This window comes from Pseudomonas sp. GL_117 (assembly GCF_057835125.1).
In genome coordinates this window covers 696,370-719,712 of record NZ_CM174418.1, presented here as the reverse complement: position 1 = coordinate 719,712, position 23,343 = coordinate 696,370, and the positions used below count along the sequence as shown (strand labels likewise).

The following is a 23,343-nucleotide window of genomic DNA, read 5'->3' as shown; positions in this document are numbered from 1 at the left end:
ATGTCGCCCTGGCTGACGGTTGTAGGCATCGGTGAAGACGGCTTCAAGGGGCTGGGCAGGAATGCCCGGCATGCCCTGTTGCACGCTTCGCGCATTATAGGCGGCCAACGCCAGTTGGACCTGTTGCCGGTGTGTATTCGTGGTGCGCGCGAGGTGTGGCCGAGCCCGTTTTCCCTGGAGCCGGTACTGGCCCGGCGCGGTACGCCGGTGTGCGTGCTGGCCAGCGGTGATCCGATGCTCTATGGCGTTGGCGCGAGCCTGGCGCGGCAGGTGGCGGCGGATGAACTGCTGGTCCTGCCGGCACCGTCATCGGTGTCCCTGGCCGCAGCGCGGTTGGGCTGGCCGTTGCAGGAGGTGGTGACGCTGTCCGTGGTGGCCCGGCCGTTGGCGGCACTGCATGCACATCTGGCCAGTGGCATGCGGTTGTTGGTGTTGAGCAATGACGGCAGTAGCCCGGCGTTGATCGCCGCTTTATTGGCCGAGTCGGGATTCGGACCGAGCCGTGTGAGCGTGTTTGAACACTTGGGCGGCGCGGATGAGCGGCGTCTCGATGGGTTGGCTGCGGATTGGCAACATACTGGAATCGCCGATTTGAACCTGGTTGCCATCGAGTGCGTGGCCTCTGGCGAAACACCCCGCCTGTCACGCTTGGCAGGCCTGCCGGATTCGGCGTTCAAACACGACGGCCAACTGACCAAGCGCGATGTGCGTGCCATGACCCTGGCCCGCCTCGCACCGATGCCCGGCGAATTGCTGTGGGACGTGGGCGCGGGCAGCGGTTCCATCGGGATTGAATGGATGCGCACCCATCCCAGCTGCCGAGCCCTGGCGATTGAAGCCGACGAGGGCCGCCAAGGCCTGATCGAACACAACCGCGACGCCCTCGGCGTGCCCGGCCTGCAACTGATCCGCGGCAAGGCCCCGGACGCGCTGCACGGCCTGCAAGCGCCGGATGCAATCTTCATCGGCGGCGGCGTCACCCGCGACGGCGTGCTCGACACCTGCTGGCAACACCTGCGGCCGGGCGGGCGCTTGGTCGCCAACGCCGTGACCCTGCAAAGCGAAATGACCTTGATGGACTGGCGCGCCCGGCATGGCGGCGAACTGACGCGCATCCACGTGGCCCAGGCGCAGCCGCTGGGGGACTTTGATACGTGGCGGCAGGCGTTGCCGATTACGTTGTTGGAAGTGGTCAAGCCGCTATGAAGCGCATCCTGCTACTGGGCGGCGTGACGGAAGCCCTGGCCATCGCCCGCACATTGGGCCCGGAACATATCTACAGCCTGGCCGGCGTTGGGCGCGTGCCGACCGATCTGACCTGCCAAGTGCGGGTCGGCGGTTATGGTGGCGCCGAGGGCTTGGCGCGGTTTGTCCGGGATGAGGGCATTAGCCTGATTCTCGACGCAACCCACCCGTATGCGGCACAGATCAGCCGCAATGCCGCCGAGGCCGCGCAGTTGAGCGGCGTGCCATGCTGGGCACTGCGCCGCCCGGCGTGGCAGCCGCAGGCGGGGGATGATTGGCGGAAGGTCAGTGATTGGGCCGCCTTGATAGAAGCGTTGAAACCGTTCAAGCGCCCGCTGTTCACCTTGGGACGCGAGCCGTTGCAGCACCTTGATGAAATCCCGCCGGAGCAGTTCTGGACGCTGCGGGCACTGGACGTGTACCCGGGGAATGAACGCTGCGAAGTGATCGGCGCACGCGGGCCGTTCTTGATCGAGGATGAGCGGTTGTTGTTTGCGCGGCGTGGCATTGATGTGTTGATCAGCAAGAACAGCGGCAGCATGGCGACGGAACCGAAGCTGGAAGTGGCAAGGGAGCTTGGGGTGCCGGTATTGGTGTTGAAGCGGCCCGTTCTGGCTCAGGTAGATCAAGAATTCAACACCGTACCTACGGTACTTCAGGCAATCACCACGCTCTAAACACCACAAATCCCCTGTGGGAGCGGGCTTGCCCGCGATAGCGTCCTGTCAGCCAACTTATCTGTAACTGATGCACCGCAATCGCGGGCAAGCCCGCTCCCACATTTGGACGGTATTGTCAGGCAGCAGTTGTCGCTGGGCCGCAGCCCTTGTGCACACGATCAGCCAGCAACTGCGCCAGCTCAATCAATTGCGCAACGCCGAGCAACTCCTCTCGTTTCGAGCCTTCCAGGTTAAATGCCAGATCGCAGCTCAGCGCATTGGCTGAGGCGAGGGTTTCGCCGAGGTTGACCAACAGGTCTTCGGTGCTGATGCCGTCGGCAACGGTGAAGAGCCGAACGGGGGGATTGGGGGTGGGTTTGATCATTGAGAAGCTCCGGAGAAGTCAAAAGGAGCTGCCACTGATCGCCGCGACGCGATGGGGGTGGCAGCTGTACGCAGGTTCGCGGACCGATTCTCCAGAACACCGGCATACCCGAAGGTATCCCGCGCACAGCCGCCATAGCGCCGCCCAGTAGACGATAAAAAAACGCCAACTGAAAGGAGACAATGACGCTTCGGCGTCTGGAGAAATCCGGGCCGCGACGCCCGACCGCTGCGCTGACAGCGGTGTACGGAGACTAGGGATTGAGTTTCCTAGGGGCAACCTTAAAGGCTTGTCGGAGATTTCTGTTTGTCTGAATAACCAGCCGAACAATCATCCAATCGAGCCCCCTAAAAGCCGAATCCACCTACAAACACTTTCGAACCAGCTGGCTCGCTCAGCCAAAAGCCCCCGCCCTAACCTTCCCCTTCGCGGTTTCGCATCAGCCAGCCGCAATGGGGATGCCTGCTTTGCAGCGCGTCGCAACTTGCCATCGTGTATCCCAAGGAATACGATAAAAATGATCCATTTCAAGAAATCCAAAGAGTTTCAGGAGTGGCTTGATTCGTTACGCAGTGAGTCCGCCCGTGCACGCGTATTGGCAAGGTTGAAAAATGCAAAGTCAGGAAACTTCGGAGACTGTGAAACAGTAGGAAATGGCGTATCAGAAATGCGCATTTACTACGGGCCTGGTTACCGGGTTTATTTCACACGCAGAGAAGAAGTGGTTTATCTACTGCTGATAGGGGGTGATAAATCAACGCAGAAACGTGACATCCAGCGCGCGAAGCAAATTGCAGAAGGTTTAGATAAAAGGAGTGACAAATGACCAAATTCACTGACTTTGATGTAGCTGAGCACCTCAAAACCCCCGCGGACATGGCCGAATATCTTGAAGCCTGCTTCGAGGAAGATACCGGCGATGGCTTACTTATCCGTTCAGCTCTCAACGATATCGCCCGTGCCCAAGGCATGACCCAAATCGCCCGCGACGCCGGCCTCGGACGCGAAAGCTTGTACAAAGCCCTCTCCGCCACTGGCAATCCTGAATTCGCAACTATCATGAAAGTCATGAAAGCTTTGGGCCTCAGACTTCACGCCACGGCTATCTGATAGCACTGCGACACCAAACCACACCACCCTTTTTTACTTATCCCCTACGATCAGGCTAAATACCCGCCTGATCGTTTAACCCTACGGATTGTCCGCCATGGCCCGTCAACGCTTTGCAATCGTCTGGATCGCCTGCTTTGCAGTGCTGTTCAACGCCTTTGCCATGCCGCTGGCCAGCGCGATGCAACAGTCCAAGGACCCGGCGCAGCAATTGCTGTGGGGCAGTTTCTGTTCCTCCAATGGCGCCAGTCTCAAGACCATCGCCCTGGGCAAGCTGGAGATTCCGGCGCCGCAGCAGGACGATCATTCCACCATGCAGCATTGCTGGTGCTGTTCGGGCTCGGCGCCGTTGGTGGCGCTGCCGGGGCATGTGCCGCAGTTGTATCTCGCGCAATTCAACACCTCACAAAGCTTGCCGCCGCCCCGGCTGCAAGGCCCGACCCCGCGCCAGCAATGGCCGAGCCTCAACCCGCGCGCCTCTCCAACGGCCTGATGTCTTCGCAAGTGAACTGCGTTTAGAACCGTTCTGGAGAACTGCCATGCTCAAATCTTCCCTGCTTCTGGCCGCGTTGTTGCTGCCGGTGTTTAGTGCTGCCAATGCCGATGATTACAAAACCGGTGACCTCGTGGTCAGCGAACCCTGGTCCCAGGAGTTGCCGCCGAATGCGCCCACCGTCGCGGCGTACTTTGTGATTCATAACACCGGGGAAACGCCGGACCGCCTGCTCAGTGTCGAGACGCCGGTAGCCGACAAAGCCGAGCTGCACGAGCACGTCATGCAGGGCGACCTGATGAAGATGCAGCAAGTGCCCACCGTCGCCGTCCCGGCCAAGGGCGACCTGACCTTCGCGCCCATGGCGTATCACGTGATGCTGCTGGGCCTCAAAGACCGCAGCCTGCTGGCCAACGGCAAGCACTTCCCGCTGACCCTGACCTTCGAAAAAGCCGGCAAGGTCGAAGTACAAGTGTCGGTGCAGAAGATGCCGCCGATGGCCGGCCACGAGCATAAACACGCCCAATAGGCCAACACTCGATGGGCGCCCCCCGCGCCAGGTTGTCCCCACCGTCGCGTGTGAAACGCGGCAGTTGGATCAGCCTGTTCGCCATGCTGATGATCTTTATCGGTCCGCTGATTTCCCAAGCGATGCCGATGGATCATCACGCCGGTATGTCGATGGACATGCCGATGGACCACGGCGCCGCCCATCACCCCAAGGCGCCTGACGAACACCACGCCCTCTGGTCCAAGTGCGGCTACTGCGACCTGCTCTACAGTTGCCCCGCCCTGCCCGGCGGCGTTTCCACGCTCACCCTCGGCGCCCCCACGCCGGCCAACGCCCTCACCCCCGCCACGCGCCTGGGCCATGCCCGGCAGAGCATCTTCCCCGGCGCCCGTAGCCGTGCGCCGCCCATCGTCTCGTAAGCACTTCACAGCGTTACTTCACCCCGGCCGACTCTAGACAGACAGCCGCAGGCTGCTGGCCGTGTTGTTTACGATTGATTGATGGAATTTGTCATGTCCAGGTTTACTGCTGACTCCCGTTTGGGATGTACCCCCGTGCTCGCTGCCCTGTGCGGAGCGCTGCTCGCCCCCCATGCCCTGGCCGATGAACATGCCGAGCATGAACTGAGCCCCACGGTGATCACCGCAATCGCCCCCAGCTCACCGCTGACCGTAATCACCAACCCCAAGGACCCGCGCCAACCAGTGCCCGCCAGCGATGGCGGCGACTACCTCAAGACCATCCCCGGCTTCGCCCTGGTGCGCAACGGCGGCACCAACGGCGACCCGGTGCTGCGCGGCATGTTCGGCTCGCGCCTGAACATCCTCACCAACGGCAGCATGATGCTCGGCGCCTGCCCCGGCCGCATGGACGCGCCGACCTCGTACATTTCGCCGGAAACCTACGACAAGCTCACCGTGATCAAAGGCCCGCAAACCGTGCTTTGGGGCCCGGGCGCGTCCGCCGGCACGATCCTGTTCGAACGAGAGCCTGAGCAGTTCGGCGAACTGGGCACGCGCCTCAACGCCAGCGTGTTGGCCGGTTCCAACGGGCGCTTCGACAAGGTCATCGATGCCGCCGCCGGTGGCCCACTGGGCTACGTGCGCGTGATCGGCAATCAGGCCCACGCCGACGACTACAAGGACGGCAACAACGACACCGTGGCCTCGCGCTACGACAAGTGGAACGGCGACGTCGCCGTCGGCTTCACCCCCGACGCCGATACCCTGCTGGAACTCACTGCCGGGCGCGGCGATGGCGAAGCACGCTACGCCGGACGCGGCATGGACGGCTCGCAATTCCTGCGCGAAAGCCTCGGGCTGCGCTTTGAAAAATCCAACCTCGGCGAGGTGCTGGACAAGGTCGAGGCCCAGGTCTACTACAACTACGCCGACCATGTGATGGACAACTACAGCCTGCGCACACCGTCAGGCACCGGCATGATGGCCGGGCCGATGGCGTCCAACGTCGACCGCCGCACCCTCGGCGCACGCATCAAGGCCACCTGGCGCTGGGCCGATGTGCAGTTGATCAGCGGCCTGGATGCGCAGACCAACGAACACCGCCAGCGCAGCAGCATGGGCGTCGACACCTACAAGGAGCTGCCGCGAAACAAGGACGCCAACTTCCATAACTACGGCGTGTTCGGCGAACTGACCTGGTACGCCGCCGACCGCGAACGCCTGATCAGCGGTGCGCGCCTGGATCGCGCCTCGGCCAAGGATTTCCGCCAGCGCACCGGCTCCGGCATGAGCGCCCGCCCCAACCCGACCGCCGACGACACCCGTGCCGACACCCTGCCCTCCGGTTTCGTGCGCTACGAGCATGATCTGGCCGACAGCCCCACCACCCTCTACGCGGGCCTGGGCCATTCGGAGCGTTTCCCGGATTACTGGGAGCTGTTCTCGCCGAACACCGGCGCGGTCGGCTCGGTGAACGCCTTCGACGGCGTGAAGCCAGAGAAGACCACTCAACTCGACTTCGGCGCACAGTACAAATCCACCGACCTCGAAGCCTGGGCCTCGGGTTACATCGGCCGTGTACAGGACTTCATCCTGTTCGACTACAAGCCCGGGATGATGGGCACCACCTCCCAGGCGCGGAACGTCGACGCGCGCATCATGGGTGGCGAACTGGGCGCCGCGTACAAGCTGACGCGTCACTGGAAAACCGACGCCACCCTCGCCTACGCCTGGGGCAAGAACAGCAGCGACGGCAAGGCGCTGCCGCAAATGCCGCCGCTGGACGCCCGCCTGGGCCTCACCTACAGCGAAGACGACTGGAGCGCCGGTGCCTTGTGGCGCGTGGTCGCGGCGCAAAACCGCATCGACCAGAACAAGGGCAACGTGGTCGGCAAGGACTACGACAAGAGCGGCGGTTTTGGCGTGTTCTCGCTGAACGCGGCGTACCGCATCAACAAAAACTTCAAGGTCAGCACCGGCGTCGACAACCTGTTCGGCAAGGCTTATGCCGAGCATCTGAACCTGGCCGGCAACGCCGGGTTCGGCTACCCGGCCAATGATCCGCAGGCCATCAAGGAGCCCGGTCGCACCCTGTGGACCAAGGTCGACATGAGCTTCTAAAAGCATCGCGGGCAAGCCCGCTCCCACAGCTTGGAATGTGTTCACACATCTGAATGTGGGAGCTGGCTTGCCTGCGATGGCGGCCTAACCAACAAAAAAATTCCAAGCCTTTGCGGAGCATCCCTGATGAGCACCCCCAAAATCTCTTTCTACAACCTGGCCTGGCGCTGGCACTTCTACGCCGGCCTGTTTGTCGCGCCGTTCATGGTGCTGCTGGCCCTGACCGGCATCATCTACCTGTTCAAGCCCCAGCTCGACCCGCTGATGTACGGCCACTTGCTTACGGTCCCGGTCGCCGAACACCGCCTGAGCGCCGACGAACAACTGCAACGCGCCAAGGCTGCCTACCCCAAGGCCGCCATCAGCAAATACCTGCCCCCGGCCGACGCCACCAGCAGCGCGCAATTGGTGATGCACAACGACGGCCGCGAAGTGACGGTGTTTGTCGACCCGTATCGCGGCACCGTCCTCGGCGAGCAAGACGCCAAATACAACCTGCAAGCCATCGCCCGTGCCCTGCACGGCGAACTGATGATCGGCACCGTCGGCGACCGCCTGGTGGAGCTCGCCGCCGGTTGGGGGGTGATGCTGGTGGTGTCCGGCGTGTACCTGTGGTGGCCGCGCGGCAAGTCGTCGGCCGGCGTGTTGTGGCCGCGTTTCAACACGCGCGGTCGCGTATTTTGGCGCGACCTGCACGCCGTCACCGGTTTCTGGGGCGCGTCACTGTTGCTGGTGATGCTGCTCAGCGGCATGACCTGGACCGGCTTCTGGGGCAAGCAATACGCCGACCTGTGGAACACCTTCCCGGCGGCGATGTGGAACGCCGTGCCGCAGTCCGACCAGCAGGCCCGCGTGCTCAATACCGCGACGCAACAGACCGTGCCATGGGCCCTGGAAAACACGCCTATGCCGATCTCCGGCGACCACGCCGAACACATGAACCACGGCGCCATGCACGCCGCTCCTGCCGCCCCCACGTTGCGCCTGCAACAGGTGGTGGACCTTGCCACCGCACGCAAAGTCGAACCCGGCTACAGCATCACCTTCCCCACCACCGCCGAAGGCGTGTTTACCGTCGCGGTGTTCGCCAACGACCCGCGCAACGACGCCACCCTGCACGTGGACCAGTACACCGGCAAGGTCCTCGCCGATGTGCGCTGGGAGCACTACAGCACGGTCGCGCGCGCCACCGAGACCGGCGTGATGCTGCACGAAGGCAAGATGTTCGGCTGGGTCAACCAACTGATCGTGCTGCTGATCTGCCTGATGATCCTGCTCAGCGCCGTCAGTGGCGTGGTGATCTGGTGGAAGCGCAAACCCCAGGGCAAGCTCGGTGTGCCGCCACTGCGTCACGACCTGCCAAAGTGGAAAACCGCGATGGTGATCATGCTCGGCCTGGCGATCATTTTTCCCCTGGTGGGCGCGTCGCTGATCGCCGTGTGGGTCCTGGATCGCCTGATCCTCTCACGCTTTTTTGGCCAACATGAGCCCGTCTCAGGTTCGTCATGAGCCCGGTGAGATGCCCGTTGCAGAGCACTTCTGTAGCCTTGCGCGACTTTTGCCGCGCAGCGAATAAGTGTTAACTTATAACACTTGTTGCGTTATCGTTGCTCGCCGCCACACGCGGCGAGCATCCCTCGAAGAAGACTGAACACCCCATGAACAAGTACCTAGCGTCCGGCCTGTGCCTGCTCGCCCTGCACACCCATGCCCAGGCCCTGACCCTGCCCGCCAGCGCTGTCAACGCACCCGCCGTGGACGACGAACATGTCGACCTCAAGACCCCGACCACCGCCGGCTCGCGCCTGAACCTCAGCGCCCTGCAAACCCCCGGCAGCGTCGAAAGCCAGACCGGCGCGCAGATCCGCGCGCGCGGCGACGCCAGCGTGCAAGATGCGATTTCCCGCGCCACCGGCATCAGCCGCACCGGCACGCCGGGTGACGGCGGCACCTCGTTGGCGGCCCGAGGCTTCAGCGGCCAGGGGTCGGTGATGCAGCTCTATGACGGCAACCGCATGTACATGGGCATGGGCACCTCGACCTTCCCGGTGGATACCTGGGCGGTGGAACGCGTCGACGTGCTGCGCGGCCCGGCCTCGGTGCTGTATGGCGAAGGCGCCACGGGTGCGGTGATCAACACCGTGCCGAAAAAGCCGTTTGAAGGCGCGATCGAAAACCACATCCGCCTCGGCTACGGTTCCTATGACCGCCAGCAACAAGCCCTCGACAGCGGCGGTTCGCTGAGCGACACCCTGAGCTATCGCCTCAACCTCAATCGCCTGCGCAGCAACGGTTTCATCGATCGTGGCGATTCCTCAAGCGACTTCATCAGCGGCGCCCTGCGCTGGCAGGCGGCCGACAACCTGAGCTTCACATTGGCCAGCGACTACGGCGACCAACGTCCGCAAAACTACTTCGGCACGCCGCTGATCAACGGCCAGTTGCATAAGGGCCTGCGCGACAAGAACTACAACGTGCGCAACGACGAGCAGCACTACAACGACCAGTGGACGCGCCTGACCAGCGAGTGGCAGATCAACGACAGCGTCAGCGCCACCAACGAATTGTTCTACCTGAAAAACCAGCGCCGCTGGCAGAACGCCGAGAACTACAACTTCACTAACGGCCAGCTCACCCGCAGCGGCAACTACGGCATCAAGCACAACCAGGAGCAGGTCGGTGACCGCCAGACCTTCACCTTCAAGCACACCCTGTTCGGCCTCGACAGCCAGACCGTGACCGGCGTGGAATACAACCGCATCCGCTTCCGCCTGGCCAGCAACTCGCCGTTCACCGACAGTTTCGCCGATGGCCAGCCCATCGATGTGAACCACCCGCCAGCCGGTCAGTTTGCCAGCAACGACCCGTTCAAGCCGCTGTTCGCCAGCACCACCAAAACCGTGGCCGGCTTCGCCGAAAACCGCCTGCAACTCACCGACAAGCTGGCGCTGGTCACCGGTATCCGCCGCGACTACGCCCACGTCGACCGCGATGATCTGCGCGATGGCAGCCAGGCCGACAAAACCCTCACCGGCAACAACTGGAAGGCCGGCCTGGTCTACGCGATCACCCCGGACACCTCGGTCTACGGCCAGCAAGCCACCAGCACCGACGGCGTCGGCGGGCTGATTTCCCTGAGCCCCGGCCAGCAACAATTCGACCTGTCCAGCGCACGGCAGACCGAGATCGGCATCAAGCAAGCCTTCTGGGACCAGCGCGGTGAATGGACCCTGGCCGCGTATCACATCGTCAAAAAGAAACTGCTCACCGACGTGCCCGGCAACCCGGACCTCAAGCAGCAAGTCGGCCAGCAATCCTCCCGTGGCCTGGAGGCCAGCCTCGACCTGCAACTGCCGGACGCCTGGCAGCTGCAAGCCAACGCGGCCATCGTCCACGCGCAGTACGACGACTTCAAACAGGCCGTCGACGGTGTGCAAGTCTCCCGCGACGGCAACCGTCCGGTAGACGTGCCGCGCCGCACCGCCAACCTGTGGCTGAGCAAGGCTGTGACCGACGACATCCGCACCGGCGCCGGCGTGCGTTATGTGGATGCGCGGTATGCCGACATGGCCAACCAAAATGAGCTACCGAGCTATACCGTGGTGGATGCGACGGTTTCGTGGAAGGCCATGCGCAATACCACGTTGGGGCTGCAGTTGAATAACCTGTTTGATCGCACCTATGCGGTCAGCCAATACAATGACGGGCAACAGTGGATCCTCGGTGAGCCGCGCTCGTTCTTCGTCACGGCGGACTACACCTTTTAACTGACACAACACAGGTCAAAAATGTGGGAGCGGGCTTGCCCGCGAATGCGGTGGATCAGTAAAGAATATAGCGACTGACACACCGCTTTCGCGGGCAAGCCCGCTCCCACATTTGGACCTGGTTTGACCTGAGAGTATTGATGACTTCACTTACCGTCACCGACCTTACCTGGTCCCCCGCAGGCCACTGCCATCACCAGTTCCACCTGCGTGACGTCAGCCTGCAGGTCGGTGCGGGGGAATTTGTCGGCCTGATCGGCCCCAACGGCAGCGGCAAGACCAGCCTGTTGCGCTGCGCCTATCGTTTCACCAGGCCCGCACGCGGCGATGTGCTGCTCGACCACCAGAACGTGTGGAAGCAAAGCGCCAAATGGTGCGCCCAGCGCATCGCCGTGGTGCTGCAGGAGTTCCCCGACGCCTTCGGCTTGCGCGTGGATGAAGTGGTCGCCATGGGCCGCACGCCCCACAAAGGCCTGTTCGATGGCGACACGTTACGCGACCGGCAACTTGTTCGCAGCGCGCTGGAGTCGGTGGGCATGCTCGGCTTCGAAGACCACGGGTTCGCCACCCTCTCCGGCGGCGAAAAACAACGTGTGATCCTGGCCCGCGCCCTGGCTCAGCAGCCGCAACTGCTGATCCTCGACGAGCCCACCAATCACCTCGACCCACGCTATCAGCTGGAGTTGCTGCGTCGGGTCAAGCGCTTGAACATCGGCACCCTGGCGAGCATCCACGACCTGAACCTGGCCGCCGCGTTCTGTGATCGCCTGTACGTGATCCACCACGGACGTATCGTCGCCAGCGGCACACCTCACCAAGTACTGAGCGTCCAATTGCTGCGCGAAGTGTTCGGCGTCGAAGCACTGATCGACACCCACCCCCTGTCCGGCTACCCCCGAATCACCTGGATAACCCAACCATGATCCTGCGCGCGCTCCTAGCCTTCGCCTTGTCTCTCGCGGCAGCCCCCGCGTTCGCCGACGCCACCCACTACCCGGTCACCGTGAAAAGCTGCAACCGCGACGTGACCTTCCAGCAAGCCCCGCAACACGCGGTCAGCCACGACATCAACATGACCCAGATGATGCTCGCCCTCGGCCTCAAGCCGCGCATGGCCGGCTACAGCGGAGTGACCGGCTGGAAGTCGGTCACCCCAGAAATGGCCTCGCTCCTCGACGGCCTGCCGGAGCTGGCGAGCAAATACCCCTCGGTGGAAACCCTGCTCAACGCCAACGTGGACTTCTTCTTTGCCGGCTGGGACTACGGCATGCGCGTGGGCGGCGACCTCACGCCGAGCACCTTGCAACCCTTGGGCATCAACGTGTACGAACTCACCGAGTCCTGCGCCTTCGTGATGAAACGCCCGGCCGCGACCCTCGACGACACCTATAACGACCTGCGCAACCTGGGCCGGATCTTCGACGTGCAGGACCGCGCCAACACCCTGATCGCGCAGATGCAGGCCCAGGTCGATGAGGTGCAACAAGACCTGCCCGAAGACAAGCCGCGGGTGTTCCTCTACGACAGCGGCGAAGACCGCGCCATGACCTCCGGGCGCCTGGGCATGCCCCAGGCGCTGATCGACGCGGCCGGCGGGCGCAACATCCTCGATGACGTCGACGCCAGCTGGACCCGCGTCAACTGGGAGACCGTGGTGGAGCGCAACCCGCAGGTGATCGTGATCGTCGACTACAGCGAAACCACCGCCGCACAGAAGCAGCAGTTCCTGCTGGACAACCCGGCGCTGCAAGCGGTGGACGCGATCAGGAACCAGCGCTTTATCGTGATCCCGTACGTGCAGGCCACGCCGGGGATCGACAACGTGCTGGCGGTGGAAACCCTGGCCAAGGGGTTCCACGGCGAATGATCTCCTGTCGCTACGCCTGGCTGCTGGTCGCCCTCGCGGCGCTGCTGCTGGTCTCGTGCGTGATCTCCCTGGGCTTTGGTCCGGCGCGGGTGCCGGTGGACGTGGTGTGGCGGATCATGCTCTACAAGGCTTTGGGCATCGGCGAGGTGAATTGGCCGGCGGGGCAGGAACATATCGTCTGGCTGATCCGCGTACCGCGCATGCTCCTGGGTGCGTTGGTCGGCGCCGGTCTGGCGTTGATCGGCGCGGTGTTGCAGGCGGTCACGCGCAACCCGCTGGCCGACCCGCACTTGCTCGGTGTGACCTCCGGCGCGACGTTGGGCGCGGTGATTGTGGTGCTGCACGTGGGCGAAATCATCGGCCTGCTGACCCTGCCCATTGCCGCGTTTATCGGCGCCATGCTGAGCATGCTGGTGGTGCTGGCGGTGGCCAGCCGCAATGGGCGGCTGGAGAGTGATCGCCTGCTGCTGTGCGGGGTGGCGGTGTCGTTCGTGATGATGGCGGCGGCCAACCTGCTGCTGTTCATGGGCGACCACCGCGCGGCCTCGGCGGTGATGTTCTGGATGCTCGGCGGCCTCGGCCTGGCGCGCTGGGAGCTGTTGGCGATCCCGTGCGCCACGGTGCTACTGGGTCTGCTGGTATTGCTGGGCATGGCCCGCCCGCTGAACGCATTGATGGCCGGCGAACAGACCGCCGTGACCCTGGGCCTGAACGCCCGCACGGTGCGCTTGAAGGTGTTCCTGGTAGCCTCGCTGATGACCGGTGTACTGGTGTCCATCAGCGGCTCCATCGGCTTTGTCGGGCTGATGGTGCCGCATATCGCAAGGCGCCTGGTGGGTGCCGAGCATCGTCGCTTATTGCCAGCCTGCGCCCTGCTTGGCAGCCTGTTCCTGGTGTGGGTCGATGTGGCGGCACGCACCCTGATCGCCCCCGAAGACCTGCCCATCGGCGTAGCCACGGCGGCGATTGGCGGGGTGTTTTTTATTGGCTTGATGCGCAAACGCTGAACCCTGGGTGTTTGAGCATCCCGTTCACCTTCACCCCACCTTTGCGTGTCCAGTGGTCATCTGTACACCCGGCGACTCAGTTCAAAGTTCGTCTTTTTCGGGCGCACCCGGCGTCGCGCCGTTCTGAGGTTGCCCCCCCTGCCCCAGTACTCCGCGCCTTGTCCAGAAGCGGCCGGCGTGCACAACCCGCAACTCGCCGATGCGGGCCAATTCAGCGATCACCCATGACGGTTCAGGCGCAAAATCTGTGTACCCACTCCCTTCGGACCATTTGCCGGTGCTGGCCAGCAGGTTGTATTCCGCGTCGCTGAAACGCGGGGTGTAGCGCAGCAGTGCGCCATCGCGGGCGCTCAGGTAGAACGCGTCGATGGACAGGCCATCGCGGGTCAATTGATGGATGTAGTACGCCAGTTCGCGCCATGACACGAAGTACTCGCGGTACGGGTCCTCAGCCACGGAATGTGGCTGGTCGAGGCCGGCATGAAACACCAGGTGCGCCGCACATAGCCGATAGCCCTCGGGCCATTGCGACCCGGTAAACAGCCGTGGTGCCATCGCGCAAGGAAAGCCCGCATCCACCACCGGCATCATCGCAACCCAACTGCTCGCCGCAGGATTTTCCAGCAGCGCCCCCAGGTATTGCGTACCGCTGAAGCGTCCGATGCGCCCATGCACGTAGCCCACCGCGTCATCCGCATGCGCATGGATCGGCCCCAACCCCCCTTGCGTCGCCCCACCCTGGGGCCAGTTCACGCTGGACACCAACACCGTCAACACGCCGGCCGCCCGCATGCGCTGGATAAAGTCGGCCGGACGGAGCAACCGCAAACGCAGTTTCAACTCATCGCCGTACCCGACAAACCGGGGGTCACGCACCACAAACCGCAGCAGTGCGCCGTCTGCGCAGGACAGGTACAGCGGCAGGCTCTGGCGTGTACTCGTGGCATGCACTTGAAACATCGCCTCGATCAGGTCGGAGGGTGAAAACAACCCCTGATAAACCCCGTCGCCGCTTTGCTCACGGCCCTCGGGATAAAACCCCGCCGGCTGCGAAACGCGCAGATACAGGCCCGCCAACTGGTAGCCATAGGGATAGCCGGCATCGCTGAATACACGGCGGCGCGCCAGCCTGGACCCCGCATCGCTGACCGGCAGGGTCGCGGTGTATTGGCCGTTGTGCCGGGCCTTGAGCACGTAGCCAAAGCGTAATTCGGTGCGCGCCATCGGCAGGCCATGCACGTACCGCGCAGCGTCGTCGGCCTGGCTGAACAGCGGGGTGCACGCCGGATCATGGCGCGCCATGGGGTAACCACGCGCCGTCGCCACCTCCGACACCAGCGGGTGCCACCCCGCCACCACGCCCTGCGGGCCCCATAACGGGCTGCCGATCACCACCTGTAAATCAAAGCTGTCGGCCACGCGGTTGACGTAATCAATCGGCATCAGTTCGGCGTTGCGCAGTTGGCGCTCCAGCGGGCTGTCCAGCCAATCATGACGGTGGCGTGGCTTGAGCTTGAGCTGAGCCGCGCTGATCACCGGGTTGTCGACCCGGGGCGCGCCGAACAGACGCAAGAGTGCTCCATCACTGGCCAGCAAATAGTGATATTGCCTGGCGGACGCATCTTCCATCGCCTGGGCCAGCTGCCGAGTGGAAAACATCGTGCCGTATACCTTGGCCTGGACCGGCGACAGAAACAGCGGCCCCCCCCTGGCAGGCCGTGATACGTAGCGCGCCACCACCGAGGTACGTACCGGGTACAGCCCGCGAGTCACCAGTTCATCGGGAAACACCCACGCGATGTCGAACACTTCATCCCGCACCTGCAGTGGTTCGGTGGCGACAAACCAGCCATCGTCGCGGCGCAGGATCACGCCACCGTAGTGCAGCGCCAAGTCGGTGGGTACCCGTTGCCGCACATACCGAGCCGCGTCGTCCATCGACACAAAGGCCGGGCTCAGGCGACGCCGCTCAAGAAAGTGGTAGGGGCTCCACAACCCGGAGACCGGCCCCTCGCGATCCCAGCACGGGCTCGTGCGGATCACCCGCAACGCCCCGGACATCGCGAAACGCCGCACCACCTGCACCGGCAGCAAGGTCCCGGCATTCAGCTTGGCCTGCATCACCTCGGCCGAATCCCCCTCGCTTTGCGCCTCGAACAGGCCACGGGTAGACGGCGACTGGTAGCGCAGCAAGGCGCCTTCCGGCGTGGCGATGTACACCAACGCGCCATGGGGCGGCAGCGGTGCATTGAGCCGGGCCTGGGTGATGGCCGTGTCCAAGTCTTGCATGCCGATGAAAAAACGCTCCAGCCACGCAGTCGACGCATTGCTTGCCCACGGCTGGGCGTAGAACAAAGCATGGCAGCTGAACCCCGCCGGCAGGGTGTCGCCGTACAGGCTCGACAGTGACAACAGCGGTGACGCGCGGGTAACGGGGATCGGCTCGCTGGCCAGATACTCGTCCTTGAGATCGGCCTTGAGAATAAAGGCGAAATAACGGCTGACGTGCTGTTCACCAAAGTCCTGCAAGTCGCGCTCTTGCAGGTCAAGGGCGGCGGCGTCGGCACTCGCGAACAGCGCGCCGTGGCTCACTGGCTGCGGTCGTTGATAGGCGAGCAGCCGGGTGAAGGGTGCCCAATCCGCATCAAGCGTGCCGGCGGGCCCCCACAGCGCGTTGCCCTGCAGTACCCGCAGCGTGCCGCCTTCGGTCAGCTTGCGCACCACATCCACAGGTTTGAGCACGCCGAGGGCAAGGTTGCGGGCGATCAGGCTGTCACCGGTCTTGGAGTCGCTTATCCATTGCGCCCGCCACTGCGCCGTGGACTCGCCCAGTTGATAGGCCAGCAGCCCGTCCTGGGCGCATGACAGATACGCCATCAGGCGATGCTGCAACAACGCTTCGATGTCGCGGTCCTGGAACATCTGCGCATCCAACTGCATATCCTCGCGCCGCCAGGCGGATCGCGCCGAAGCGCTGGGCTCAGAGACCGAAAGCGCCGGGCGCGAGCCATACACGGCGTGCAGTTGGTAGCCGGCGTGCAACACGATCGGTTGGCCTTGGCGGTCCTTGGGATAGGGCCCGCCCTCGGTAAACGGGTGCGTACCAACGGACACTGGCGCGGTGATCACGAAACGGCCGTCCTGCCGCTTGAGCACCAAGCCGCCATACGCGTGCCCACGCAGTGCATCGATGCGTTCGTGGGCATGGCGTGCGGCATCGTCGGCCGTCAGGAACGCACCACTGAGGGCCGGCAACGAAAAATCCGCATAGGGTTGCCACTGCGGGTCGACCACTCCGGGGCGGTCCCACAGGGCACTGGTTTTTTCCACACTCAGCTCACCCGCTGCAGCAACTTGCCGCACATAGTCACGGGTCAGCCGTTGCCCACTCGACAAGGCCGTCTGAATGCCGTGGTCGATGACCTCACCGTGCTCATCCCGGGTGAATAACTCGGATTCAGCCGCCGAGCCTGAAAAACGGTAGCGCAATACGGCTTCATCGCGCATGCGCAGGTACAGCGAGGCGCCCAACGTGGGCTGCCCGCTCAGGCTGTACTGGCGAAATCGTGCGATGTGGCCGGCCAACTCGGGCGGGCTGACAAAGTTCTTGTAGAGCCAGCCCTCCAGTGCCGGGTAGTGCCCGGGCAAAGGCCGGGAATGGACGTAGATGCCGTGCAGGTGCCAGCCCGCCGGCAGCAATGGCAGTGCATCGGGCGTCTGCGGTTCGCTGGCCACATAACCTTGGCCCGCCGTCTGTTGCAGGATCAACACCTGTTGTCGCGCCGCAGGTGTGCGCTGGATCAGCGACCAGGCATAGGAGAACACCTCAAGCTTGTCGTTGAACACCGGTCCGCAGGCGACTGGCAGCGCGGCCGCACTGAACGCCCGGTAAGGCTGCCAGTCGGCCGGCACCGCACCGACCGAACCACCCCAGGCAGCGCTGGAGAGCACAAAGGTCAGTTGCCCCACCGAGGCGAGCTTTTTGTAGACCCCCTCCAATGTTCCATCGTGAGCGTGCACCGACTCCCACGGGCCATTGGTGTCGAGCCAATGCACAAACCCGGCCTCGGCCACCGAGCCGCTGGGCTGGTACTTGAGCAACGCGCCATCCGGCCCGGACAGGTACGCCGCGGTAAAGCGTGCACGGTCCTGATAGTTGAAGCTGATGTCCGGCACCGAATAGAAGCTCATGAACGCCCTGGCCTGTTGCTGCGTCCAACGCGGGTTCTGGTGCTGGGTCGTCGCCAACGTATCGGGATGGGAGTGCAGGCTGGCGACAATGCGATAGCCGACCGGGTGGATGAACTCCCCGGACGCACGGTCGCGGTCCAGCAGCCGGTTCCAGTCGAAAGACGTCGCCTTGCCCATCACCGGCTCGCTGGCGACAAACCATCGATCCGACAGGCGCTGCATGATGACGCTCGCGTATTCAACGCTACGCCGCGCGCCAATGCGCTGGTGGGCCCAGCGCGCAGCATCATCGCTGCTGAGAAACGCGGGGCTCAGTCGGCCCGGCTTGGGGAGGTTTTTTTCGTCCATGAATGCACCTGAAACCTGAAAATGAAAGGTGCCCACCATCCTGATCCCATGCCTGCGACGCTGGCGCTACATAGTTAAATCGTGCACGCACCATGACGGTGCCCATCGCGCACCAACGCCGCCGTCCGGCGCCTATTCAGTGCGCGAGCCACGTACCGCCATCTGCCCGCAGGCCCCAGCCACGCCCTTTTCGAAAGCAGGCACAGCCTTTGCAATCGCCCCTGTATCTGTCCAACAACAACACTTGGGTTCTCGGAGATCGCACCATGAAGCGTCGCAGCTTGATCAAGGCTTTCACTCTTTCGGCATCCATCGCCGCCATGGGCATGACCTGGACCCTCCAGGCCGCCGAGACCATCAAGGTCGGCATCCTGCACTCGTTGTCCGGCACCATGGCCATCTCCGAAACGTCGCTTAAAGACATGGCGCTGATGACGATCGACGAGATCAACGCCAAGGGCGGCGTGAACGGCAAGATGCTCGAACCCGTCGTCGTGGACCCCGCCTCCAACTGGCCGCTGTTCGCTGAAAAAGGCCGGCAGTTGCTGACCCAGGACAAGGTCGCCGTGGTGTTCGGCTGCTGGACCTCGGTGTCGCGCAAATCCGTATTGCCGGTGTTTGAAGAACTCAACGGCCTGCTGTTCTACCCGGTGCAATACGAAGGCGAAGAGATGTCGCCGAACGTGTTCTACACCGGCGCAGCGCCGAACCAGCAGGCGATCCCGGCGGTGGAATACCTGATGAGCGAAGAAGGCGGCAGCGCCAAGCGCTTCTTCCTGCTGGGCACCGACTACGTGTACCCGCGCACTACCAACAAGATCCTGCGTTCGTTCCTGCATTCCAAAGGCGTGGCAGATAAAGACATCGAAGAGGTCTACACCCCGTTCGGCCACGCCGACTACCAGACTATCGTCGCCAACATCAAGAAGTTCTCCGCCGGCGGCAAGACTGCGGTGATCTCCACCGTGAACGGCGACTCCAACGTGCCGTTCTACAAAGAGCTGGCCAACCAGGGCCTGAAGGCCACCGACGTACCCGTGGTGGCGTTCTCGGTGGGCGAAGAAGAACTGCGCGGCATCGACACCAAGCCGCTTGTGGGCAACCTCGCGGCGTGGAACTACTTCCAGTCGGTGGAAAACCCGGTGAACCAGAAATTCGTCGCCGACTGGAAAGCCTACGCGAAGAAACACAACCTGCCGGGCGCCGACAAAGCCGTGACCAACGACCCGATGGAAGCCACCTACGTGGGCATCCACATGTGGGCGCAGGCGGCGGAGAAAGCCAAGTCCACCGACGTCGACAAAGTGCGTGAAGCCCTCGGCGGGCAGACGTTTGCCGCGCCGTCGGGCTTCACCCTGACCATGGACAAAACCAACCACCACCTGCACAAGCCAGTGATGATCGGCGAGATCCAGGCCGACGGGCAGTTCGCGGTGGTATGGCAGACCCAGGAGCCGATTCGTGCCCAGCCGTGGAGCCCGTACATCCCGGGCAACGACAAAAAGCCGGACTATGCGGTGAAAAGCAACTAAGCCCTACCTCGGTTCAACTGTGGGAAGGAGCCTGTGTGGGAGCGGGCTTGCTCGCGAAGAGGGAGTGTCATCCAGTACATCTGATACTGACACACCGCATTCGCGAGCAAGTCGAATCGTCGCACCGCCGCTCCCACATAAAGCCAGTCCGCGCATGATCAGGACACTTTGTTATGCCTACTGCCCTGTACCGTTTCATCCTCGCAGCGCTGCTGTTGCTGCCTCTGGCCGCACACGCCAGCGACGCCGAAGATTTCATCAACGCCAACCCGGCCCAGCAAGCCAAGCTCCTTCAGGACTGGGCTGCCCAGCCCGACCCGGCGCGCATCGAATTGGTCGACGCTCTTGAACAAGGCCAACTCAACCTCAACGGCGAAACCAAAACCGTACGCCTGAACAACCGCCTGCGCGGCTTGATCGACAACGTGCAAGCCAGCCAGCAACTGCTCGCCGCCGACCCCAAGGTGCGCCTGGCCGCGGCCCAGACCCTGCAAAAAAGCGCACAACCTGCGCAGCTCAAATTCCTCGACCAGCGGGTCGCCGCCGAAACCGACGAAGACGTGCATACCGCGCTGAGCCTCGCGCTGGCCAACCTGCAACTGGTCGACGCCGACCCCGTGGTGCGCCTCGCCGCCGTGCGCCTGCTCGGCAGCACCGGCGACCCGCTGGCGCGCACGCGCCTTGAAGCGCTGCTCGCTCCTGGCGTGGAAACCGATGCCGCCGTGCACATCGCCGCCGAGACCAGCCTGGCCCAGGTCAAACGCAAGCTGATGTTTGGCGAGATCCTCGGCCAGGCCTTCAGCGGCATGTCCCTCGGCTCGATCCTGCTGCTCGCCGCCCTCGGCCTGGCGATCACCTTCGGCCTGCTCGGCGTGATCAACATGGCTCACGGCGAGATGCTGATGCTCGGCGCCTACTCGACCTACGTGGTGCAAATGCTGATGCAGCGCTACGTGCCGCAGGCCATCGAGTTCTACCCGCTGATTGCGCTGCCCGTGGCGTTTTTCGTCACCGCCGCCATCGGCATGGCGCTGGAGCGCACGGTGATTCGTCACCTGTACGGCCGCCCCCTGGAAACCCTGCTCGCCACCTGGGGCATCAGCCTGATGCTGATCCAGTTGGTGCGCCTGGTGTTCGGTGCGCAGAACGTCGAAGTCTCCAACCCCGTGTGGTTGTCCGGTGGCATCCAGGTGCTGCCCAACCTGGTGCTGCCATACAACCGCATCGTGATCATCGCCTTCGCCCTGTGCGTGGTGGTGCTGACCTGGCTGCTGCTGAACAAGACGCGCCTGGGCCTCAACGTGCGCGCCGTCACCCAGAACCGCAACATGGCGGCGTGCTGCGGCGTGCCGACCGGGCGCGTGGACATGCTCGCGTTCGGCCTCGGTTCCGGCATTGCCGGCCTGGGCGGCGTGGCGCTGAGCCAGATCGGCAACGTCGGCCCGGACCTGGGCCAGAGCTACATCATCGATTCGTTCCTGGTGGTGGTATTGGGCGGCGTCGGCCAGTTGGCCGGTAGCGTGATGGCCGCGTTTGGCCTGGGGATAGCCAACAAGATTCTCGAACCACAGATCGGTGCCGTGCTCGGCAAGATCCTGATCCTCGCGCTGATCATTCTGTTTATCCAGAAACGCCCGCAGGGACTCTTCGCACTGAAAGGACGGGTGATCGACTGATGAACCAACCATTGATGCTCACGGCCACGCAAAAGGCCGGCCCCAAGGTGACGATTGCAGTGGGCGCGGTGATCCTCGCGCTGCTGCTGGCACTGCCGTTGCTCTCACTGTTGGCGCCGGACAACCCGCTGCATGTGTCGGCCTACACCCTGACGCTGGTGGGCAAGATTCTCTGCTACGCCATCGTCGCCCTCGCCCTGGACTTGGTGTGGGGTTACGCCGGCATGCTGTCCCTCGGCCACGGCCTGTTCTTTGCCCTGGGCGGCTACGCAATGGGCATGTACCTGATGCGCCAGGCGTCCGGCGATGAGTTGCCGGCGTTCATGACGTTTTTGTCGTGGACCGAACTGCCGTGGTATTGGGCTGGCACCGACCACTTCCTCTGGGCCCTGTGCCTGGTGGTGCTGGCCCCCGGCTTGCTGGCGCTGGTGTTCGGTTTCTTCGCCTTCCGCTCGCGGATCAAGGGCGTGTACTTCTCGATCATGACCCAGGCGCTGACCTTTGCCGGGATGCTGCTGTTCTTTCGCAACGAGACCGGGTTTGGCGGCAACAACGGCTTCACCAACTTTCGCAGCATCCTTGGTTTCGGCATTACCGAGCCGGGCACGCGGGCGGTGTTGTTCGTGGCCACGGTGCTGTTGCTCGTGACGAGCCTGTACATCGGCTGGCTCCTGGCCCAGAGCAAGTTCGGCCGGGTGCTGACCGCGCTGCGTGACGCCGAGAACCGCCTGATGTTCTGCGGCTACGACCCGCGGGGCTTCAAGTTGTTCGTGTGGGTGTTGAGCGCGGTGCTGTGTGGCCTGGCCGGGGCGCTGTATGTGCCGCAGGTGGGCATCATCAACCCCAGTGAAATGTCGCCGACCAACTCCATCGAAGCGGCCGTGTGGGTCGCCCTCGGCGGGCGCGGCACGCTGATCGGCCCGCTGCTCGGCGCCGGGGTGGTGAACGGCATGAAGAGCTGGTTCACCGTGGCATTCCCGGAGTACTGGCTGTTCTTCCTCGGGGCGCTGTTCATCATCGTCACCCTGTACCTGCCCAAGGGCGTTATCGGTCTGCTGAAGAAATGAGGAACGTCATGCTGGAACCTATTTTCGACGCAGGCAGTGGCCGCGAGGCCATCGGCCTTGGCCAGGCGGCAGGCCCGGGCCTGAATACGCGCCACGGCACCATCCTGACCCTGGAAGACATCAGCGTCAGCTTTGATGGTTTCAAGGCGCTCAACAACCTGAACCTGTACATCGGCGTTGGCGAATTGCGTTGCATCATCGGCCCCAACGGCGCGGGCAAGACCACCCTGATGGATGTGATCACCGGCAAGACCCGGCCCAGCCACGGCACCGCCTGGTTCGGCGAAAACCTCGACCTCACGGGCATGAGCGAAGTGCAGATCGCCCAGGCCGGTATCGGCCGCAAGTTCCAGAAACCCACGGTGTTCGAAGCCTTGAGCGTGTTCGAAAACCTGGAGCTGGCTCAGAAGACCGACAAATCCGTATGGGCCAGCCTGCGTGCGCGCCTGAGTGGTACGCAGAAAGACCGCATCGATGAAGTGCTCGACACCATCCGCCTGAGCGCCTCGGCACAGCGCCCGGCGGGGCTGTTGTCCCACGGGCAAAAGCAGTTCCTGGAAATCGGCATGCTGCTGGTGCAGGACCCGCAACTGTTGCTGCTCGACGAACCTGTGGCGGGCATGACCGACGCCGAAACCGAGTTCACCGCCGAACTGTTCAAGCGCCTGGCGGGCAAGCATTCGCTGATGGTGGTGGAGCACGACATGGGGTTTGTCGGCTCGATTGCCGACCATGTGACCGTGTTGCACCAGGGCAGCGTGCTGGCCGAGGGGTCGTTGGAACAGGTACAGGAAAACGAGCGCGTCATTGAGGTGTACCTCGGTCGCTAACCCAGACAAGCACTTGCTTTATGTGGGAGCGGGCTTGCTCGCGAATGCGGTGTATCAGTCACTACACCTTTCA

19 protein-coding genes are annotated in these 23,343 nt (G+C 63.4%); 17 read left to right on the top strand and 2 right to left on the bottom strand.

The genetic code is table 11. The features are described from left to right. Positions 1–1,206: a precorrin-6y C5,15-methyltransferase (decarboxylating) subunit CbiE gene (gene cbiE / locus AC3ISR_RS03035; RefSeq protein WP_463984656.1), complete on the top strand. Its 1,206-nt coding sequence runs from the start codon at positions 1–3 to the stop codon at positions 1,204–1,206. Beyond that, complete coding sequence (locus tag AC3ISR_RS03030; protein ID WP_463984655.1) at positions 1,203–1,922, top strand: cobalt-precorrin-6A reductase; 720 nt, start codon at positions 1,203–1,205, stop codon at positions 1,920–1,922. The genes cbiE and AC3ISR_RS03030 overlap by 4 nt, the downstream gene beginning before the upstream one ends. Before the next feature lie 118 nt (positions 1,923–2,040). Here the strand turns inward: AC3ISR_RS03030 and AC3ISR_RS03025 are convergent, their stop codons facing one another. After that, on the bottom strand, positions 2,041–2,289 hold the full coding sequence (locus AC3ISR_RS03025) for a DUF6124 family protein (protein ID WP_226455659.1): 249 nt from the start codon (positions 2,287–2,289) through the stop codon (positions 2,041–2,043). Between the two features lie 517 nt (positions 2,290–2,806). Between AC3ISR_RS03025 and AC3ISR_RS03020 the strand changes: the two genes are divergently transcribed. The 11 genes from AC3ISR_RS03020 to AC3ISR_RS02970 all read left to right on the top strand — a co-directional run bounded on the left by AC3ISR_RS03020 (position 2,807) and on the right by AC3ISR_RS02970 (position 13,626). After that, a complete protein-coding gene (locus tag AC3ISR_RS03020; protein ID WP_463984654.1) occupies positions 2,807–3,115 on the top strand; it encodes a type II toxin-antitoxin system RelE/ParE family toxin in 309 nt (102 codons plus the stop codon). Continuing rightward, the gene (locus AC3ISR_RS03015) at positions 3,112–3,399 is read left to right on the top strand and encodes an addiction module antidote protein (RefSeq protein ID WP_463984653.1); all 288 of its coding nucleotides are present in this window, start codon (positions 3,112–3,114) and stop codon (positions 3,397–3,399) included. The genes AC3ISR_RS03020 and AC3ISR_RS03015 overlap by 4 nt, the downstream gene beginning before the upstream one ends. A 97-nt stretch (positions 3,400–3,496) precedes the next feature. Continuing rightward, positions 3,497–3,892: a DUF2946 domain-containing protein gene (locus tag AC3ISR_RS03010; RefSeq protein ID WP_463984652.1), complete on the top strand. Its 396-nt coding sequence runs from the start codon at positions 3,497–3,499 to the stop codon at positions 3,890–3,892. A gap of 46 nt (positions 3,893–3,938) precedes the next feature. After that, a complete protein-coding gene (locus AC3ISR_RS03005) occupies positions 3,939–4,421 on the top strand; it encodes a copper chaperone PCu(A)C (RefSeq protein WP_192300205.1) in 483 nt (160 codons plus the stop codon). Positions 4,422–4,432: 11 nt separating this feature from the next. After that, a complete protein-coding gene (locus AC3ISR_RS03000) occupies positions 4,433–4,822 on the top strand; it encodes a DUF2946 domain-containing protein (protein WP_192300206.1) in 390 nt (129 codons plus the stop codon). 93 nt (positions 4,823–4,915) lie between these two features. Further along, positions 4,916–6,985 carry a TonB-dependent copper receptor gene (locus tag AC3ISR_RS02995; RefSeq protein ID WP_463984651.1) on the top strand — a complete coding sequence of 690 codons (2,070 nt, stop codon included), beginning with the start codon at positions 4,916–4,918 and terminating at the stop codon, positions 6,983–6,985. 126 nt (positions 6,986–7,111) lie between these two features. After that, positions 7,112–8,494 carry a PepSY-associated TM helix domain-containing protein gene (locus AC3ISR_RS02990; RefSeq protein WP_463984650.1) on the top strand — a complete coding sequence of 461 codons (1,383 nt, stop codon included), beginning with the start codon at positions 7,112–7,114 and terminating at the stop codon, positions 8,492–8,494. A 149-nt stretch (positions 8,495–8,643) separates the two neighbouring features. Next, on the top strand, positions 8,644–10,752 hold the full coding sequence (locus AC3ISR_RS02985) for a TonB-dependent receptor (protein WP_463984649.1): 2,109 nt from the start codon (positions 8,644–8,646) through the stop codon (positions 10,750–10,752). 140 nt (positions 10,753–10,892) lie between these two features. Next, positions 10,893–11,675 (top strand): ABC transporter ATP-binding protein, encoded by a 783-nt coding sequence (locus tag AC3ISR_RS02980; RefSeq protein WP_192300210.1) that lies wholly within the window; start codon positions 10,893–10,895, stop codon positions 11,673–11,675. Continuing rightward, positions 11,672–12,619, top strand: coding sequence for an ABC transporter substrate-binding protein (locus AC3ISR_RS02975; RefSeq protein WP_463984648.1), 948 nt, complete (start codon positions 11,672–11,674; stop codon positions 12,617–12,619). The genes AC3ISR_RS02980 and AC3ISR_RS02975 overlap by 4 nt, the downstream gene beginning before the upstream one ends. Next, a complete protein-coding gene (locus AC3ISR_RS02970; protein WP_463984647.1) occupies positions 12,616–13,626 on the top strand; it encodes a FecCD family ABC transporter permease in 1,011 nt (336 codons plus the stop codon). Before AC3ISR_RS02975 ends, AC3ISR_RS02970 begins: the two co-directional genes overlap by 4 nt. Before the next feature lie 81 nt (positions 13,627–13,707). Here AC3ISR_RS02970 and AC3ISR_RS02965 read toward each other — a convergent pair whose 3' ends face one another. Next, a complete protein-coding gene (locus AC3ISR_RS02965; RefSeq protein ID WP_463984646.1) occupies positions 13,708–18,165 on the bottom strand; it encodes a DUF4329 domain-containing protein in 4,458 nt (1,485 codons plus the stop codon). 266 nt (positions 18,166–18,431) lie between these two features. On the opposite strand from AC3ISR_RS02965, the gene urtA reads away from it, so the two are divergent. From urtA to urtD, 4 genes are all read left to right on the top strand, one after another. Next, positions 18,432–19,697: an urea ABC transporter substrate-binding protein gene (urtA, locus tag AC3ISR_RS02960; protein ID WP_192300214.1), complete on the top strand. Its 1,266-nt coding sequence runs from the start codon at positions 18,432–18,434 to the stop codon at positions 19,695–19,697. A gap of 173 nt (positions 19,698–19,870) precedes the next feature. Next, positions 19,871–21,373, top strand: a complete 1,503-nt coding sequence (urtB, locus tag AC3ISR_RS02955) for an urea ABC transporter permease subunit UrtB (protein WP_463984645.1) — start codon at positions 19,871–19,873, stop codon at positions 21,371–21,373. Then, positions 21,373–22,440, top strand: a complete 1,068-nt coding sequence (gene urtC, locus AC3ISR_RS02950) for an urea ABC transporter permease subunit UrtC (protein ID WP_463984644.1) — start codon at positions 21,373–21,375, stop codon at positions 22,438–22,440. Before urtB ends, urtC begins: the two co-directional genes overlap by 1 nt. Continuing rightward, positions 22,437–23,270 (top strand): urea ABC transporter ATP-binding protein UrtD, encoded by an 834-nt coding sequence (gene urtD / locus AC3ISR_RS02945; protein WP_463984643.1) that lies wholly within the window; start codon positions 22,437–22,439, stop codon positions 23,268–23,270. Before urtC ends, urtD begins: the two co-directional genes overlap by 4 nt. The last annotated feature ends 73 nt before the right edge of the window (positions 23,271–23,343 follow it).

Excerpts from the sequence above, each read along its gene's own strand:
- cbiE (WP_463984656.1), top strand. The coding sequence starts at position 1 with ATGTCGCCCTGGCTGACGGTTGTAGGCATCGGTGAAGACGGCTTCAAG.
- AC3ISR_RS03030 (WP_463984655.1), top strand. The coding sequence starts at position 1,203 with ATGAAGCGCATCCTGCTACTGGGCGGCGTGACGGAAGCCCTGGCCATC.
- AC3ISR_RS03025 (WP_226455659.1), bottom strand. The coding sequence starts at position 2,289 with ATGATCAAACCCACCCCCAATCCCCCCGTTCGGCTCTTCACCGTTGCC.
- AC3ISR_RS03020 (WP_463984654.1), top strand. The coding sequence starts at position 2,807 with ATGATCCATTTCAAGAAATCCAAAGAGTTTCAGGAGTGGCTTGATTCG.
- AC3ISR_RS03015 (WP_463984653.1), top strand. The coding sequence starts at position 3,112 with ATGACCAAATTCACTGACTTTGATGTAGCTGAGCACCTCAAAACCCCC.
- AC3ISR_RS03010 (WP_463984652.1), top strand. The coding sequence starts at position 3,497 with ATGGCCCGTCAACGCTTTGCAATCGTCTGGATCGCCTGCTTTGCAGTG.
- AC3ISR_RS03005 (WP_192300205.1), top strand. The coding sequence starts at position 3,939 with ATGCTCAAATCTTCCCTGCTTCTGGCCGCGTTGTTGCTGCCGGTGTTT.
- AC3ISR_RS03000 (WP_192300206.1), top strand. The coding sequence starts at position 4,433 with ATGGGCGCCCCCCGCGCCAGGTTGTCCCCACCGTCGCGTGTGAAACGC.
- AC3ISR_RS02995 (WP_463984651.1), top strand. The coding sequence starts at position 4,916 with ATGTCCAGGTTTACTGCTGACTCCCGTTTGGGATGTACCCCCGTGCTC.
- AC3ISR_RS02990 (WP_463984650.1), top strand. The coding sequence starts at position 7,112 with ATGAGCACCCCCAAAATCTCTTTCTACAACCTGGCCTGGCGCTGGCAC.
- AC3ISR_RS02985 (WP_463984649.1), top strand. The coding sequence starts at position 8,644 with ATGAACAAGTACCTAGCGTCCGGCCTGTGCCTGCTCGCCCTGCACACC.
- AC3ISR_RS02980 (WP_192300210.1), top strand. The coding sequence starts at position 10,893 with ATGACTTCACTTACCGTCACCGACCTTACCTGGTCCCCCGCAGGCCAC.
- AC3ISR_RS02975 (WP_463984648.1), top strand. The coding sequence starts at position 11,672 with ATGATCCTGCGCGCGCTCCTAGCCTTCGCCTTGTCTCTCGCGGCAGCC.
- AC3ISR_RS02970 (WP_463984647.1), top strand. The coding sequence starts at position 12,616 with ATGATCTCCTGTCGCTACGCCTGGCTGCTGGTCGCCCTCGCGGCGCTG.
- AC3ISR_RS02965 (WP_463984646.1), bottom strand. The coding sequence starts at position 18,165 with ATGGACGAAAAAAACCTCCCCAAGCCGGGCCGACTGAGCCCCGCGTTT.
- urtA (WP_192300214.1), top strand. The coding sequence starts at position 18,432 with ATGAAGCGTCGCAGCTTGATCAAGGCTTTCACTCTTTCGGCATCCATC.
- urtB (WP_463984645.1), top strand. The coding sequence starts at position 19,871 with ATGCCTACTGCCCTGTACCGTTTCATCCTCGCAGCGCTGCTGTTGCTG.
- urtC (WP_463984644.1), top strand. The coding sequence starts at position 21,373 with ATGAACCAACCATTGATGCTCACGGCCACGCAAAAGGCCGGCCCCAAG.
- urtD (WP_463984643.1), top strand. The coding sequence starts at position 22,437 with ATGAGGAACGTCATGCTGGAACCTATTTTCGACGCAGGCAGTGGCCGC.